A 17,201-nucleotide genomic window follows, 5' to 3' on the forward strand; every position below is an offset into this window, starting at 1 on the left:
CCTGGTGTAAAAAATATACAAAATCAATGAGTCGAAAACATTATTAAAACAGCTATAATGAAATACGCAAACGCACTATTTTTTCTGGGCATTTTCTGTTCACTGGTATGCCAACCCGTAAAAGCCTATGACAAGACCGGCCATCGCATTGTTGCGCAAATTGCGTCAATGAACCTGACGCCCAAAGCACGTACCGAAATTGAAAAACTGCTTGGTAGAAATGGCCTGGTGAATTATGCCAACTGGCCCGATGAAATAAGAAGTAACCCGGCCTATAACTATACCACACGGTGGCACTTTTATAATATCGATAAAGACCTGACTACAGATGAGCTGAACTTGGAATATAGCAGGGCGCTGTCAACAAAGAATAACCTTTTATTCGCTATAGACAGCTTGACTAGCACGCTTAAAAAGAACAAAAAAGATACATTGGCGTTGCGGTTCCTGGTGCACCTAATAGGCGACCTGCATCAGCCATTGCATTTAGGTAAAGAGGCAGACCTCGGCGGTAACCGCATCAGGATAAAATGGTTTAACGACTCCATTAACCTGCATATGTTATGGGATACTTATATGGTAAACATGGAGCAACTAAGCTATACCGAGTATGCCACCTATCTTTCCGATGCGGGCAATTATAAACAATTGAGGTCAGAAAGTACAGATGTGAGAAGCGCCTTTAAAAGGTCTTATTTACTAAGCCGCAGGGTATACAATTACCCTTATGACGGCAGGAACGCATACGGGTACTATTACAATTTTTCGCCCGAATTAAAAGAGCTGTTGACCCGGGGCGGATGTTTACTTGCCAATATTCTTAATGCGATCTACGCATGATCTTATAAAACGAAAAGGAGTTCCGACGTTACCGTTGGAACTCCTTTTACTATGGTAAATCTGTTTTATTCTATTCAAACTACCATCTGTTACCGCCACCGCGGTTGTTGTTACCACCGCGACCGCCGCCGCCGCCGCGATAGCCACCGCCACCGCCGCCGCCGAAGCTGTTACCACGGTCGGTTTTGGGTCTTGCAACAGAAACAGAGATGTTTCTGCCTTCAACGTCTTTTCCTTCCAGGCCCTGGATAGCTTTTTTTCCTTCTTCTTCAGAAGCCATTTCAACAAAGGCAAAACCGCGTGATCTGCCAGTTTCTCTGTCTGTAATTACTTTGGCCGAGGTAACTGTACCATAAGGCGAAAATAAATTTATTAGGTCGTCATCATTAACATGAAACCCTAAGTTTGAGACATACAAATTCATTACTGTAAAATTAAAATGTTAAAACCTTATAATGCAAAAATCAATTGTCGTTAATAAAGATAACCCTTTAAAAAGAGTATGCCAATTAAATTGTTACCCAAGCCCCATTATGGGGTAGATAATCTGGTAAATTCTGAACCGTTGAACATTCTGGCAAGGCTCATGTCTTTCGATTTCCGGTAACTCTCAATATTCAACTCACTAACAATGCGCCAAAAATTCTTTGCCTTTAATTCACCATAATCGGCAGATGTTATAAATATGCCTACAATCGGCTTCCTGTCCTTAAAACTAACCTTTACAGGTGTATTATCAAGTTGGTCCTGCGTCAGGAATTTCTCAATTTGAACGTTTGTCATAGTTAAACATTTACATATAAAATTTTTATTGCACCACCCTTTTATTGTAACTGGGTCTACGTTTGTTGTTGTTCCTTGGCGTAAAGCGGTTCCCTGTTTTGGCCGCTTCAAATGGTGTCATTGGCTTACGTGCACCATTATTGGCAGTAACCTCCTTAAATGGATGGTCATTCTCTACCGGTATTTGAATGTTTATCGTTTTTTGAATATCCTTCAGATAAGCTCTTTCTTCCTGATCGCAGAAGGAAAGCGCAGTACCTAGTGCGCCAGCACGCCCTGTTCGGCCTATACGGTGAACATAGGTTTCGGGCACATTGGGTAATTCATAGTTGATAACATGCGTTAACTCATCTATATCAATACCTCTGGCTGCAATATCGGTAGCAACCAGCACTTTTATTTGTTTGTTCCTGAACTGGTCTAACGATCTTTGCCTTGCCTGCTGGCTTTTATTACCATGTATGGCTTCGGCTCTAATGCCCGACCGGTTTAAATCCCTAGCTACTCTGTCGGCCCCATGTTTTGTGCGGGTAAACACCAATGCCATTGAAATGGGTGTATTGGTTAACAGATGCAACAATAAACCGGGTTTGCTTTTCTTTTCAACAAAACATACGGCTTGCTTAATGGTTTCGGCAGTAGTGGCAACCGGGGTAACCTCTACTTTTACCGGGTTTTTCAATAAGCCATCTGCCAGCTTACGAATGGCCGGCGCCATGGTTGCAGAAAAGAACAGGGTTTGCCTTTGGTTGGGTGTTTTGGCGATGATCTTTTTAACATCGTTCACAAAACCCATATCCAACATACGATCGGCTTCATCAAGCACCAGTAACTTTATATCGTTAAGTCTTACAATATTCTGATTCATGAGGTCCATTAAACGACCTGGGGTGGCTATCAAAATATCAACACCTCTTCTTAATGCGTTCACTTGTGACCATTGCGATACACCGCCGAATATAACGGTTTGCCTTAAACCGGTAAATTTACCGTAGGTTTCAAAGCTTTCCTGAATTTGAATGGCCAGTTCACGTGTTGGCGTTAAAACCAACGCTTTAATGGCATTATTGTGTTGCTTTTCAGATTGTCTTTGCTCATGCAACAACTGTAAAACAGGGATAGCAAAAGCAGCGGTTTTACCAGTACCAGTTTGGGCACAGCCAAACAGGTCTTTATGTTGAAGAATAATAGGTATAGATTGCTCCTGAATAGGGGTAGGATTTGAATATCCTTCGTTCTTAAGCGCTTTTAAGATGGGCTCAATAACTTTTAACTTTTCGAATGACAATTTTTGAAATTTTAATTAACAATGATGGTAAGTTGCCTTCTGTGACACATACCAGGCTTACGATCTTACCTTCACAAATGTTGAACAGCGAGAAAATCAAGATAGGTGCAGGAGGAAATAAGTTGTGCAAAAGTACGTATAAAAAAACTCCTAACGAAATCTGATTTAGTCACAGTTTTAATTATTTCATTATAAGCAAGTTACAAATAATTATCAACTTTATTAAATCCCGTTTTATGGATTTTGCCCGTCCTAGTATCCTATAATAATTACTACACTTAAAGTCGCCTGCTTTGAACCGCCTGATCCTTTTTATCGTGTTGTGCCTGCCGTTTATTGGTTGCGAATCGCGCTCCCAGTCACGCAAAACCATGCCACAATCAAAACCAGTTGCAAACAGCCGGTTTACTCCCATAACCACATATGATTCAGCAATAAGAACAGTTCATGTATTTGTAGCACTATGCGATAATAAATACCAGGGTATTGTACCCGTTCCGGCCGCTATTGGTAATGGTCAGGACCCCAACAGCAATTTATACTGGGGCTGCAGCGCCGGCATTCGCACCTATTTTAAAAACAGTAAAGAATGGACACTTGTAAAACGTCAAAAGCTGGATAATATCAGGCTGGAACGACTGGTCTTTAAACATAGAACAAAAAAGTACTACCTGGTGGCCGACGCTTATGACGGCCAGTATATAAAACAATGCACAATTGATTTTTTAAAAAGCTGCAGCGGCCAGCTAAAAGATACCCTGCATATAAACGGAGTGACTATTGGCCTCAATGGCAATGGTAAACTTATTGCGTATATTGGTCACGATGGACTGATGGACTTCACGCTGCAGGAAAGTTATCGAAATACCGACAGCCTTAAACGCGACGCCATTATACTAGCATGCAAAAGCAAAAAATTCTTTACCCCACACCTGGCGGCTACCCGCAGCAATCCGCTTGTATGGACAACCGGTTTAATGTGTCCCGAAGCCTATACTCTGCATGATGCATTAACAGGGTACATTCAAAATGAACCGGCAGAAAGCGTTCGCAGCAAGGCCGCCAAAGCATACGCAAAGTATCAGCGATGTAGCGAGAAAGCAGCAAGGAACTTGTTGGTAACGGGATATTGAAGATTGTAAGAAGATGTTTAATTTCGAGGTTCGCAATTGCTCTTGATCTCCAAATTTCAGGCTCGTTATACTTCCTACTTCTTACTTCCGACCTCCAACTTCTGACTTCCGACCTCTGACTTCTGACCTCCGACTTCAATCTTTTCCACCACTACAAAACCACATCATGGTACGTTACCCTCTTTTTATGCATGGTTTTTCTGTTAACTTCGAGCATGCCATTTACCCGTTACCTCATCATAGTATTATTCCTTAACGCTTTTATAATTTCCCATGCAGCCGGCCAGCAAAAAGCAAAATTCAGGGTACTGGCTTTTTATACTGCCAAACACGACCAGGCCCACATCAGCTTTGTACATGAAGCCAACCGGTGGTTTGTACAGCAGGCTGCACAATACCATTTTCAATACGATTCAACCAATGACTGGAGCTTGTTAAATACCGGCAACCTTTCAAAATACCAGGTGGTGGTGTTTTTAGATACCCGGCCCAACGATGCGGCACAACGCACCGCCTTTGAAACCTATATGCGCAATGGCGGCGCATGGATGGGTTTTCATTTTTCCGCATTTGCTTTAACACCTTCAACCTATCCGCAAAACTGGGACTGGTACCATAATGAATTCCTTGGCTCGGGACAATATGTAAGCAATACCTGGCGGCCAACGTCTGCCGTATTACGGATAGAACACAAAAAGCACCCTGTTACCCGTCACTTACCGGTAACATTTAAATCGGCGCCCAACGAATGGTATAAATGGGAGAAAGACCTGCGGCAAAACTCCGATATAGAGATCCTGTTATCTATTGACTCAACCAGTTTTCCGCTGGGAACAGGCCCCAAACAGCATGAGATATGGCATAGTGGTTATTACCCCGTTGTGTGGACGAACAAAAAGTACAAAATGCTTTACCTGAACATGGGGCATAATGATATTGACTACGAAAACAAAACCAATAAAGAATTATCCTTCACCTTCAACAATAAAGAGCAAGGCACATTGATCATCGATGGATTGTTTTGGCTTACCGGCAGCCGCCGTTAAACAGGCAGGTAAATATGTATGGTGGCGCCTTCGTTCTCACGGCCTTCGGCAGTAATAAAACCATTATGGTTTTCCACCACTTTTTTGGCAATGGCTAACCCAATACCCGTGCCTTCATAATCTCTTCGGCCATGCAGGCGTTGGAACAGTCCGAATATTTGTTCATTGTACCTGGGATCAAAACCGGCGCCATTATCGGTAACGGTAATATGCCAGTACTTCTTGTCTTTGTTAACGTTTACAAAATCGAGCGCACTGCCGTCTACCTGGCTACTGCCAACCTGAATGTAGGGCTTTACACCTGGCCGGGCAAATTTTATGGAGTTTGCAATAAGATTAGTGAACAGTTGTTTGATCTGAAACGGAATAACTGCTAATTCAGGAAGCGTTTCACAGGCTATTACCGCACCTGTGGAAGTAATTCTTTCATACAACTCCTGTTTTACATCCATTACCAGGTTACCAAGGTTTGCTTTTTCAAAATGCTTTTGAGATGTATTGGTACGGGAGTAAGTAAGCAAATCATTTATCAACAGCTGCATTCTGTTGGCGGCATTGTCCATACGCTGAAAGAAACCTTTTCCCTCATCGCTCAGGGAATTAAACTCCTTTTCGAGAATGCGTTTACTAAACATTTGGATCTTACGCAAAGGCTCCTGCAAATCGTGGCTGCTTACATAAGCAAATGAAGTAAGCTCTTCATTCATTTTTTCCAGTTCGCGGTTCATATCTTCCAGTTGCTTTGCATATTTTTTTTGCTCGGCTACATCTACCAACGCATCGGTCCTTATTTGATGCGTCTTTATTTGTGAAGAGATCCGTGCAATCAATTCTTTTGACGAAAAGGGTTTGGTGAGATAATCATCAGCGCCGGTTTCCCAGCCTACGATCCGGGATTCTTCCCCCGCACGGGCGGTAAGCAGGATCACCGGTATATGAACTGTGGCCTTGTTCTCTTTTATTTCTTTTAAAAGCTCAATACCATCCATCACCGGCATCATAATGTCGCTCAATACAAGTGCCGGCTTTAGCTCGAACACTTTTTGTAAAGCATCCTGCCCGTTAACGGCTGTAATTACATTAAAGCAGTTTGATAATATGGTCTGAATATGCTCGCGCATATCGCCATTGTCATCGGCAACCAGCACCAATGGCAGGTTTTGCTCAGTGCCGTTTACATGCATGTCAGCATTATTGTCCTTAACCAGTAATGTGCCAGCTTCTTCAACATACATACTGGAAGTAAGGCTTTCTTCCTCATCAGTTTGAACAGATACCTGTTGCGCTGGCAGGTGTTCCTTACCTAATGGGATCTTTACTGTAAAAATACTTCCCACATGCAGTTCACTTTCTACATTGATTTCGCCACTATGCAACTGCACCAGTTCTTTTATCAGCGATAGACCAATACCGGTACCTTCATGCGTTCTTCCGTATACCTGTTGCACCCGGTGAAACCGTTCGAACATGCGGGGCAGTTCCTCAGCCGGTATCCCTACGCCGGTATCTTTAACTTTTAATACGGCAAATCCATCTGCGTTACCCAGCTCAACAGTAATACTTCCTTTAAGCGTATATTTAAACGCGTTCGATAATAAGTTGAACACTATTTTCTCCCACATTGAGCGGTCGATATATACCGGTTGTATAAACGCATCGGCATGTATCACCAATTGCAACCCGGCTTTTTCAATAACCGATCTAAAGTTGGAAGCCAGCTTTTTAGTGAACTCCACTATATCAGTAAGCACATAACTTGCATGTTGCCGGCCCGATTCAATTCTGCTGAAATCGAGCAGCGTATTTACCAGTTTTAATAATCTCAACGCATTGCGGTGCGCAGTTTCGAGGTTTTGTTTATCAGCAACAGGTAAACTGCCGTTATGCTGGTTTATCATTTCTTCCAGCGGGCTTAATATAAGCGTAAGCGGCGTTCTGAATTCGTGGCTGATATTACTAAAGAAAACTGTTTTTGCCTTATCTATTTGTTCCAGCGCTTCTGCACGTTTTCTTTCTTCTTTCCAGGCCAGCATTTTATTTATCTCCAAAGAAATGCGTTCACCTATCAATTCACAAAACTGGTGATACGCGCCATCAAATTGCCGGTATGGATTAAGCGCCGCAAAAAGAATAGCATAAGGTGTATTACTGCCCGTGGCACATATTGGTATAAAAACAAATTTCGTGGCTGCTTTATCCCAGGCTCCTTTTGGCAGATCGTCCTGGCTCTTCTTTATTCCTGTTACAACTACTTTATTAGAGTGGTATGCATGGCAAAGATCACCGGTGATGGCCGTTAGGTTTGCCAGATCTATTTCAGCAGGTAAAATATATTGTTTGTTTTCTGTACCGGTTGAGGCCGCAACAACAGCTTTTTTGCCAGCTTCATCAATTTTATAAATGTATGCGAAAGGAAAATCCTTGTTATTCTTACTGAGGGCTTCTGTTACAACTCCATAATTTACCTCGCTTGCATCTTCATCATAAACAACAGCCCCAAGGTCGCGCAATGTTTGTAATGCCCTTTCATTTATTATTCGTTCGGTATTGTCTGCACAAACGCAAAAAACACCTTTCACTGTTCCATCATCACCGGGTGCGGGGCAATAACAAAAATTTACATATACTTCTTCCTGGTAGCCCTTTCGTTCCATAATAAAAAGCATCGATTCATCATAAGTACCTTCATTCCGCTCAACGCTTTTTATTTTAGGCACCAGTAATTCCCAAATTTCTTTCCAGATATCTTCAGCTTTTGCACCCAATGCAGACGGGTGCTTTATTCCCAGAAATTGCGCGTAGCTGTCATTGTATATGCTGATGAGAGAAGGGCCCCACCAAACGAACATAGGCTGGGCCGAAGTAAGAATAATGCGTACACAGGTCCTTAAACCATGGTCCCAGCTTTCAGGATCACCAAGCGGAGTGGTGGTCCAGTCGAATTTGCGAATGCGTTCGCCCATTTCGCCGCCACCCGATAAAAAATTCAAGGGGTTTGATATGGTGATCATGTTCTTCAAAATTTGTTTATTGTCAGCTACAAGTATTATTGTTAATTATAATAAAATAAATAATATTCCACCACAGACTGGGCAATATGTTACCCAACTGCGTTTTAATAGTCAAACCCACAGTTTTACCATTGATTCAGTTTCAAACCATATGCCATTGGGCTGTGGCATATTTCTTATTGGTAACGAAGGATAAAATCCAATAATAATTAATAAAATGGACCTACGATCAGATTATCCCTTTTGGTTACTTGATAAAGGCATTCTGTATACCTATCCTTCACTATTAAACGATATTAAAACCGATGTGGCCATTATGGGCGCCGGCATTAGCGGAGCATTGGCCGCCTGGCACCTGCGCCATGCCGGGTTTAAAACGGTGATCGTAGATAAACGGCATGTAGGCATGGGCAGCACCGCCGCCAGCACAGCCCTGTTGCAATATGAAATAGATACGCCGCTAAGCGAACTTATAATCAAACGCGGTGAACGCGATGCGGTAAGAAGCTACCTGCTTTGTTTAAAAGCGATAGATGATCTTGAAGCAATTTGTGGCAACTGGAAGGAAGCCGCATTTACCAGGCGGCCCAGCCTGCAATACGCCAGTTATAAAAAAGATGTTGCCTTATTAAAAAAAGAATATGAACTGCGGAAACAACATGGCATTGCCGTACAATGGCTCAATGACAATGATATTAAGAACAAGTTTGGTTTTGAAAAAGATGCAGGCATTCTCTCTCGCGACGCGGCCGAAGTAAAAGCATATAGTTTAACCCATGCATTACTGCATAAGTGCCGGTCATTAGGGGTAGAAGTTTATGATCATACTGCCATTACACATTTCAGTGAGCACAAAAACGGCGTTGAACTGAAAACCGAAGATGGCAAAAAGATAAAAGCCCGCAAGCTGGTCATTGCCTGCGGTTATGAATCGGCCCAATACGTACCGAAAAAGATACAAACCCTGCAATCAACCTATGCCATCGTAAGCGAGCCCGCTACTACAGACCATCATTGGTACCGCAATGCCTTGATTTGGGAAACGGCCCGCCCCTATTTATACCTGCGCACCACCGACGACAATCGTATTGTAATTGGCGGCAAGGACGACGATTTTTCTGACCCGCGTAAACGCGATAAAGCCCTGCCCGTTAAAGCAAAAGCTTTGGAACAGGCTTTTAAAAAACTTTTTCCTAATATTCACTTCCGCACCGATTTTAAATGGGCCGGCACCTTTGCTTCCACAAAAGACGGACTTCCTTACATTGGCCATTTACCTGGTAAACCCCACACCTATTTTGCACTTGGCTTTGGCGGTAATGGCATCACGTTCAGTGTGCTGGCAGCTCAAATGATCACCAATATGGCCCTGGGTTTGCAGGATGATGATGCCAGATTGTTCAATTTCAATCGCTGATGTTCACCATGCGGGGAATTTTTTCCCTGTATATCTTATTTTTTCTACATCAATAATCCATTGATTGCAGGATGAAATTTGCAGTACTTATATAAATGAGTATTATGATAGCAAGAGATGGGGCAAACGAAAGCCTTTGGCAAAATACTTCACAAGCATATATTCCTACAACACAAATAGATATCTCTAAAAATTACGATGTAGTAATAGCCGGCGGTGGCATTACCGGTATTAGCACCGCTTTGCAATTACAACAGGCAGGCCTGCGCTGTATAGTACTTGAAGCGCATAGCCTGTGCTTTGGTACAACTGGTGGCACCACGGCCCACCTTAATACCTTGCTCGATACGCCTTACAATACCATTGCCGGTAATTTTGGAAAGGAAGGTGCATCGCTGGTGGCACAGGCGGTACGGGAATCGCTGAATACAGTAAAAGCCAACATCGAGCGGTATCAGATAGATTGTAATTATGAAGAAGCCACTGCTTATCTCTTTTCACAGGACGAAGATCAAACAAAGGAACTGGAATCAATACGCGAAGCAACTGTAGAAGCAGGTGTTGCCACAGCGTATACCAGTACTATACCGGTGCCTATACCATTTGAAAAAGCGCTTGAAATAAAGAACCAGGCAAAATTCCATCCCACCAGGTATGTAATGGCGTTGGCCAAAGCATTTGAAGAAGCCGGCGGTACTATTATAGAGAATTGTCGTGTAACGGCAACCGATAATGCCGACCCACTGGTTATTAAAACAAACCAGGGCGATATTCAAACATCATGGCTTATATATGCTACGCATATACCACCCGGTGTAAACCTGGTGCATCTGCGGTGTGCGCCTTACCGGTCATATGCAATGGCAGTACGGCTTGCAGACGAAAACTATCCTGCAGGGCTTGCCTACGATATGTACGATCCCTACCATTATTACCGAACACAGTTGATAGATGGTACGCCCTATCTTATTGCCGGTGGTGAAGATCATAAAACCGCTCATGAAGAAAACACCAATACGCCTTTTGCAAAACTCGAAAGCCACATTCGCAAATTCTTCAATGTAAAAGAGATCACCAACCGATGGTCGTCACAATACTTTGAACCCGCCGACGGGCTGCCTTATATTGGCCATATGCCGGGCAAACCAGGTAAAATACTGGTGGCAACCGGTTATGGCGGCAATGGCATTACCTATAGTCATGTTGCAGCGCGATTGCTAAGCAGTATTGTACTGAATATAGAAAGCCCCTATATAAAACTGTTCGATCCCAACCGCATAAAACCCATTGCCGGCTTCACCAATTTTGTAAAAGAAAATGTTGATGTAGCCAAACAATTAATAACCGGGTTCTTTTCAAAAGAAAAGATCCACGAGTTGGCCGATATAGCACCCGGTGAGGGAAAAATAGTTAAACATGATGGCCATACACTCGCTTTATATAAAGATGAAGCAGGCCAGGTGCATGCCATTAATCCCCGGTGCCCCCATTTAAAATGTACAGTAAGCTGGAACCTTACCGAAAAAACCTGGGATTGCCCCTGTCATGGCGCCCGCTATAATGCCAATGGCGAAGTATTAACGGGCCCGGCCGACATGGACCTTGAAAAGATCAATTTGCAAAAACCATAACTATTAAATTATTAACCTGTAAATATGAAACCGAACCAAACCACCGATACAAAAGAACAACAACAACCTGCTGTTACCAGCGAAAAACAAATGGAGCATACGCCGGTTGTTGATGATGTAAACCATAAACCCAGTGGCAAGTTAAAAGGTAAAATTGCGCTTATCACCGGGGGTGGTAGCGGTATTGGAAAAGCGGTAGCCATTTTGTTTGCAAAAGAAGGCGCCAAAGTAGTCATTAACTATTACAAGGGCGACGAGGATGCAAAGGACGCGGAAGCATTGATCAAAAAATATGGCGGTGAATCGTTATTGATACAGGGTGATATAAGCGAAGAAGCATTTTGCCGGCAACTGGTTGAGCAAACCATTCAGCATTTTGGCCGAATAGACATACTGGTTAATAATGCCGGCACTCAGCACCATACCGAAAGCATTGAAGATATAAAGACCGAAGACCTCATACGTACCTTCCAGGTGAATGTTTTTGCCATGATATGGATAACCCAGAGCGCAATACCACATATGCCTAAAGGTAGTTCGATCATTAATACCACCTCGGTAACCGCCTATCAGGGCCATGGGCAATTACTCGACTATTCCGCTACCAAAGGCGCTATTGTCGCATTTACCCGAAGCCTTTCGGCCAGTTTGGCCCATAAAGAGATAAGGGTGAATGGGGTGGCCCCCGGCCCTATTTGGACACCGCTTGCCATGAGCAGTTTTGATAAAGAAAGCAATAAACACCATGGCGAAGATACCCCTTTACAAAGAGCTGGCGAACCCGCTGAGGTGGCGCCCAGTTATTTGTTCCTGGCCTCAAAAGATGCATCATATATGACCGGACAGGTGCTTCATCCCAACGGTGGCTCTATCATCAATGGCTAGGTTCGGGCGGCGGCATAATAGCTTCATGCACCTTTCTTATAATTTTATCGCGGGTATTGTTATACCCGTTATCAATAGAGTTATCGATATAACAATGTATTTCCATTTTTATGGTATCGCCATTGTAATCGGTAAGCAGTACCTGAACTTTATCGTCCTTTACTTCGGGTATGGGCTCCAGCGCCTTTCTTACACGGTCCTCAATATCTATAATGTTCGATTTTGCCGGCAGCGTAAGCGCCACATCAATACGGCGTTTGCCACTAAGCGAATAATTGGTGATCGGTTTTTGAAAGATCTCTTTATTAGGCACCATTATATGCAGCCCGTCGAATGTGCGAATGGTTGTTGACCGCAACTGTATATCTTCTACTATTCCCGTAAAGCCATTTGTATTGATAATATTGCCTACATCGAATGGCTTTTTGAAAATGATAAATACGCCTGAGATAAAATTGGCCGTCAGGTCCTGGAACGCAAACCCCAATGCCAGGCCAATGATACCGGCCCCGGCCAGCAATGAAGAGATGGTTTTATCAAGATGTAACAACTGCAGACTTATAAACAGCCCTACAAACAAAATAAGGATAAAGAATATACTTGAAAAAAGTCCGCTGATGGCAGGCTTATGCGAGATCCTGAGTAAAAGGTTATAAATAATTTTTCGCAGGAATTTTGCCAGAAAAAAGAAAACGGTAAAAATAAGGATAGCCAAAACCAGGTTGGGAAGCATTTTAATTAAAGCCTCTAACCACCTCGCCAACTTATCACGCACTAACACAAACCACTTTTCCATAACAGATAACATTTGTTGCATAACTGTTTCGGCTAGTAAATCAGTGCCAACTGCACGGTTACCCTGTAATGGGGAAACCCCACCCCACTTATCACTTTTTTAAATAGCTGCTTTTCTTTCTTTGTACATTTAAAGAAACATTACTTGTATGAACCGCATCCTCTTCATGCTGGCTTTACTTTCATCTACTGCTGTACAGGCACAAAAAGGCGCAACGGTATCATTTGAAAAATGGTTAAGCCTGAAACAGGTATCAAGCCCGTTGATATCGCCCGATGGCAGAACGTTGGTATATACAGTAAACACTACCGACTGGGCAAACAATGCCTACGATGCCGAGCTTTGGATGAGCCGCGATGGAGAGGCCGCCGTACAACTCACGCGTACGGCTAAAGGAAGCAGTTTTGCCGCCCGTTTTACACCCGATAGCCGCTTTGTAAGCTTTTTGGCCGACCGTGGCGATAAAACCCAGCTGTTTATTATTTCAGTATCGGGTGGCGAAGCCCTGCCTGTCACCAAAGAAGAAGACGGTATTAATGCATACGAGTGGAATTTGGCAGGCACACAGATCGTTCTTTCGAAAACCGAGCCGGACAGCAAACAGGATAAAACGTTAAAAGACAGATATGGCGCTTTTGGCGTTGAGGGCGAAGAATACAAACACCGGCATTTATGGTTACTCAATTTCAATTACGACTCTATTGTATTGGCCGGTCAGCTTCCCTGTTACGACAGTAAAAAAGACTCTACCCAAAAAGACTCAGTAACCACCGGCAAAAAAGATTGTTTTACATTACCGGTACCCAAACGATTGACAGAAGGCAATTTCACCGTATCCAATTTTGCCTGGAGCCCCGATGGAAAACAGGTTCTTTTAAACAAGGTAGCCAATCCACTGATCTTGTCGGGTATTACGTCAGACATTGCATTATTAACGGTAGATACGAAAAAGATGGAAACACTGGTATCGAACCCAACCGGGGATTTTCTCAACCGGTGGAGCCCCGATGGAAGGTCTTTTACCTATGAAAGTAGTCTTAATGACAGTATTTCAGAATATTACAAAAACAATCGCGTATTCATATATGATATAGCTACGAAAACAAGCCGCGAAATAGCCACTGATATCGACGAATACCGTTCGGTTATGGGTTGGAACCAACATGGCTTGTTTGTTGCGGCGCAGGAAAAAACCAGGAACAAACTCTATACAGTTGATATAAAGACCGGCAAAACCCAATTGGTGACTCTTCCCTACGATTTGATCAACAACATTTCTTTTAGCCGCAACACCGATAAAATTGCCCTATCGGCCCGCAATCATACCGGCCTAAGCGAAATTTACATGGGCAGTTTTAAACAGCCCTTAAAAAAGGTAACCAATAGCACCGGCCAAATAACAGGCTGGAATACGCCTGTAAATGAAATTATACAATGGAAAAGCAAAGACAGCACTGTTATCGAAGGTATTTTGTTAAAGCCCGCCAATTACAATGCGCAAAAAAAATATCCATTGCTGGTTGTAATACATGGCGGCCCAACAGGCACCGATCTCCCCGACCCTGCTGCTATTTATGTATATCCCCTGATGCAATGGGTTGAAAAAGGTGCCCTGGTGTTACGGGTAAATTACCGCGGCAGCGCCGGATATGGCGAAAAGTTCCGCTCGCTCAATGTGCGCAACCTCGGTGTAGGCGACATGTGGGATGTGGTGAGCGGTATCGATTACTTAAACAGCAAAGGAATGATCGATACCTCGAAAATGGGCGCCATGGGCTGGAGCCAGGGTGGTTATATTTCAGCATTCTTAACAACCAACACCCATATTTTTAAAGCCATTTCGGTAGGCGCCGGTATTTCAAACTGGGTCACATACTATGTGAACACCGATATAACACCGTTCACCCGTCAATATTTGCAAAACACGCCCTGGAACGATATGGATATCTATCTTAAAACATCGCCCATGACCAATATTAACCAGGCCACCACTCCCACACTCATACAACATGGCGAATTCGACAAACGGGTGCCCATTCCCAACGCCTATGAATTATATCGCGGGCTGCAAGATAGAAAAGTGCCATCGCGACTGATCGTTTACAAAGGATTTGGTCATGGTATTAACAAACCCAAGGAACGTTTGGCAGCTATATGGCATAATTGGCAGTGGTTTAACAAATACGTGTTTGGCGACAAAGAAGAAGCTATTCCTACAGAATAAACGAAGTGTTTTTGCTAAAAAGCGAAAAGACAAAAACGCCAAAGATGCATTAACAAAATCTCAACTTCTTCTTTGTGTTAAACTGAAATTTTAATGTGCGCCTTTGCATTTTTATACCAGAAAAAATGATTAAATTAGGATAGCAGATTAAAAAAACTTCCAATTGCTATTAGTTGAAAGGATACATTGTATCACTTTGGGCATGAAGCGTTCTCTAATGAAAAAAATAATATTTGACCGGCATAATTTTTGATCTTTTATCATTGGAAGTATTAACATAAACAGTGTGTTTGCAAAGTGGGGGAAGCATTACACAGAACTTCACACAGGTACCAGATCGATTGACGAAACACAATTCTATCTCCACCATTTTGGGAACCTCTTACTGAAAGCATTGCTTGCTTGAGCATACCTGATACATGCAGCAAAATACAGGTATTCGCTGTCTAACAAAGTAGAATTATTGAATCATATTATCCTCTTTTTAGCTCCACCCTATTGAGCCGATAGTATGTGACCGAACCTTTTTAACACCGCTAACGAATCCGAAGAAAGACGAATTGTACAACACTGTATCCTATTTACTGTTTTAGATCGGAACTATAAGTTATTAAGCCAGTTTATACGCTTCGTATAAGACGATGACCTCTTTTGTATTGTTTTTTTTGTCACTAAAAATTTAAGAGATATGAAAAAAGAACACACCTCCCTTTTCAGCAATCTCTTTGGTGCAAAGGGCAAACCTGCAGAGTCTGAAAGATCAACACCAGTTGTTATCACTTCTTACTCTCAGCCGCATGTATTGCAACAAAGAATGAAGGAAGAAAAGCTGTCACATGGTGAAACAGTGACTGCTAACATTTCACCGGTTAGATTGGAAAGCAATTTCGGTAAAATGGTTCTTTACTTCTGTCCAATGCAATCAATTGAGATAACTGAGAAGGTGAATGCCGGTGACGGAGGCAGCTTACCGGCTGAAGCAATTATTGATGGGCTAACAGTTCCAGGAAACTGCAAACCCGGCTTGTACACATTAAAAAATGTAACTTTATCCTCTAACGGAACCATGCAGGTAATAGCTACCGAAAATACCATGTGGGAAAGTGTTTAGTATGCATCAATGGTATAAAAGGGTGTCCAATGGAGTAAGAGTAAATTTTATGTGAAGCCAACAGAGTGCAGGATGCAGGTACATTTTCGTCTTTGTAATCCCTCGTCTGCAAATGTTTCATTATTATTTCTGCCTCACCAAACATGTCGAAATATAAAACCCTCCCGGTTTCAGATCAGGAGGGTTTTTTTATTGGCAAAACTTGCTTGTAAAACATTATTGCAGCAGCAAAAGCATATATTTTTTTAGGGGGTATTTTAACCCCGTATTGCACAAAAGATAACCATACGTAGTTATATACTAAAACCACCATCGATTGTCAATGCAGCACCCGTCATAAAACGGCTTTCATTGGCAGCCAGGTAAACTACCAGCTGAGCTATATCTTCAGGTGTGCCATAATGTTGTATGGCCATTGCATTGCGCAACATATCGGCATGGGGCGCATCCGCCGGGTTCATATCGGTATCAATGGGCCCTGGTTGAACCAGGTTTACCGTAATACCTTTTGACCCCAGATCGCGCGCCAGACCCTTTGTTAAGCCAATCAACGCAGTTTTGGTCATTGAATACAAAGTACCTGTTGGGAAGGCAACCCGCTCAGCCATATTACTGCCAATGGTAATGATGCGGCCGCCATTCGGCATATTCGCAGCCGCTTTTTGTGAAGCGAGGAACACAGCACGCACATTCACGGCCATGTTGCTGTCGAAGTCTTCCAATGTATAATCGGCCAATGGTTTGGCAGTGTATACCCCGGCATTATTCACCAAAATATCGATGCGGCCAAATTTGGCAACTGCTTTTTCAATTGCATTTGTAATACCATCGGGCGATGCATTGTCAACCTGAATGGCCAATGCCTGCTGTCCTGTCTTTTTGATCTCATCTGTTACTTCTTGCGCTTTGCCGGCTGCATTTACATAAGTGAACACTACATCGGCGCCTTCGGCAGCCACACGTTTAGCTATACCCGCACCAATGCCGCGGCTTCCACCCGTAATAAATACAACCTTGTTCGTTAATCTCTTCATGA

Annotated in this window: 14 protein-coding genes; 8 read left to right on the forward strand and 6 right to left on the reverse strand. The window is 43.0% G+C overall.

Annotated features, from left to right (window positions below; translation table 11 throughout):
• The first annotated feature begins 57 nt into the window (after nt 1-57).
• Complete coding sequence (locus GGD38_RS13465; protein ID WP_375300316.1) at nt 58-840, forward strand: S1/P1 nuclease; 783 nt, start codon at nt 58-60, stop codon at nt 838-840.
• A gap of 79 nt (nt 841-919) precedes the next feature.
• On the opposite strand, the gene GGD38_RS13470 is transcribed toward GGD38_RS13465, so the two are convergent.
• The 3 genes from GGD38_RS13470 to GGD38_RS13480 form a co-directional block, all read right to left on the reverse strand.
• Nucleotides 920-1,264: an RNA recognition motif domain-containing protein gene (locus GGD38_RS13470; RefSeq protein ID WP_375300315.1), complete on the reverse strand. Its 345-nt coding sequence runs from the start codon at nt 1,262-1,264 to the stop codon at nt 920-922.
• 107 nt (nt 1,265-1,371) lie between these two features.
• A complete protein-coding gene (locus GGD38_RS13475; protein ID WP_375300314.1) occupies nt 1,372-1,623 on the reverse strand; it encodes a short-chain dehydrogenase in 252 nt (83 codons plus the stop codon).
• 25 nt (nt 1,624-1,648) lie between these two features.
• Nucleotides 1,649-2,911 (reverse strand): DEAD/DEAH box helicase, encoded by a 1,263-nt coding sequence (locus GGD38_RS13480; RefSeq protein WP_375300313.1) that lies wholly within the window; start codon nt 2,909-2,911, stop codon nt 1,649-1,651.
• Nucleotides 2,912-3,282: 371 nt separating this feature from the next.
• Between GGD38_RS13480 and GGD38_RS13485 the strand changes: the two genes are divergently transcribed.
• The gene (locus GGD38_RS13485) at nt 3,283-4,044 is read left to right on the forward strand and encodes a hypothetical protein (RefSeq protein WP_375300312.1); all 762 of its coding nucleotides are present in this window, start codon (nt 3,283-3,285) and stop codon (nt 4,042-4,044) included.
• A gap of 215 nt (nt 4,045-4,259) precedes the next feature.
• Nucleotides 4,260-5,090: a ThuA domain-containing protein gene (locus GGD38_RS13490; RefSeq protein WP_375300311.1), complete on the forward strand. Its 831-nt coding sequence runs from the start codon at nt 4,260-4,262 to the stop codon at nt 5,088-5,090.
• On the opposite strand, the gene GGD38_RS13495 is transcribed toward GGD38_RS13490, so the two are convergent.
• Complete coding sequence (locus GGD38_RS13495; RefSeq protein ID WP_375300310.1) at nt 5,087-8,101, reverse strand: ATP-binding protein; 3,015 nt, start codon at nt 8,099-8,101, stop codon at nt 5,087-5,089. The two genes, GGD38_RS13490 and GGD38_RS13495, sit on opposite strands and share 4 nt — an antisense overlap.
• A gap of 217 nt (nt 8,102-8,318) precedes the next feature.
• Here GGD38_RS13495 and GGD38_RS13500 point away from each other — a divergent pair, with 217 nt between their 5' ends.
• The 3 genes from GGD38_RS13500 (at nt 8,319) to GGD38_RS13510 (ending at nt 12,034) form a co-directional block, all read left to right on the forward strand.
• Nucleotides 8,319-9,518: an NAD(P)/FAD-dependent oxidoreductase gene (locus GGD38_RS13500; protein ID WP_375300309.1), complete on the forward strand. Its 1,200-nt coding sequence runs from the start codon at nt 8,319-8,321 to the stop codon at nt 9,516-9,518.
• A gap of 104 nt (nt 9,519-9,622) precedes the next feature.
• Complete coding sequence (locus GGD38_RS13505) at nt 9,623-11,149, forward strand: FAD-dependent oxidoreductase (protein WP_375300308.1); 1,527 nt, start codon at nt 9,623-9,625, stop codon at nt 11,147-11,149.
• A 24-nt stretch (nt 11,150-11,173) separates the two neighbouring features.
• A complete protein-coding gene (locus GGD38_RS13510; RefSeq protein WP_375300307.1) occupies nt 11,174-12,034 on the forward strand; it encodes a glucose 1-dehydrogenase in 861 nt (286 codons plus the stop codon).
• On the opposite strand, the gene GGD38_RS13515 is transcribed toward GGD38_RS13510, so the two are convergent.
• Entirely contained in the window at nt 12,024-12,830 is an 807-nt protein-coding gene (locus GGD38_RS13515) for a mechanosensitive ion channel family protein (RefSeq protein ID WP_375300306.1), read from the reverse strand. The genes GGD38_RS13510 and GGD38_RS13515 overlap by 11 nt on opposite strands.
• A 148-nt stretch (nt 12,831-12,978) precedes the next feature.
• Between GGD38_RS13515 and GGD38_RS13520 the strand changes: the two genes are divergently transcribed.
• Nucleotides 12,979-15,054, forward strand: a complete 2,076-nt coding sequence (locus tag GGD38_RS13520; protein WP_375300305.1) for a prolyl oligopeptidase family serine peptidase — start codon at nt 12,979-12,981, stop codon at nt 15,052-15,054.
• Nucleotides 15,055-15,742: 688 nt separating this feature from the next.
• Nucleotides 15,743-16,165, forward strand: a complete 423-nt coding sequence (locus tag GGD38_RS13525; RefSeq protein WP_375300304.1) for a hypothetical protein — start codon at nt 15,743-15,745, stop codon at nt 16,163-16,165.
• A 293-nt stretch (nt 16,166-16,458) separates the two neighbouring features.
• Here the strand turns inward: GGD38_RS13525 and GGD38_RS13530 are convergent, their stop codons facing one another.
• Nucleotides 16,459-17,199 (reverse strand): SDR family NAD(P)-dependent oxidoreductase, encoded by a 741-nt coding sequence (locus tag GGD38_RS13530; protein ID WP_375300303.1) that lies wholly within the window; start codon nt 17,197-17,199, stop codon nt 16,459-16,461.
• Nucleotides 17,200-17,201 lie beyond the last annotated feature (2 nt).

Origin of the sequence: Niastella sp. OAS944 (assembly GCA_024809215.1) — a bacterium.
Classification (GTDB): Bacteria; Bacteroidota; Bacteroidia; order Chitinophagales; family Chitinophagaceae; genus Niastella.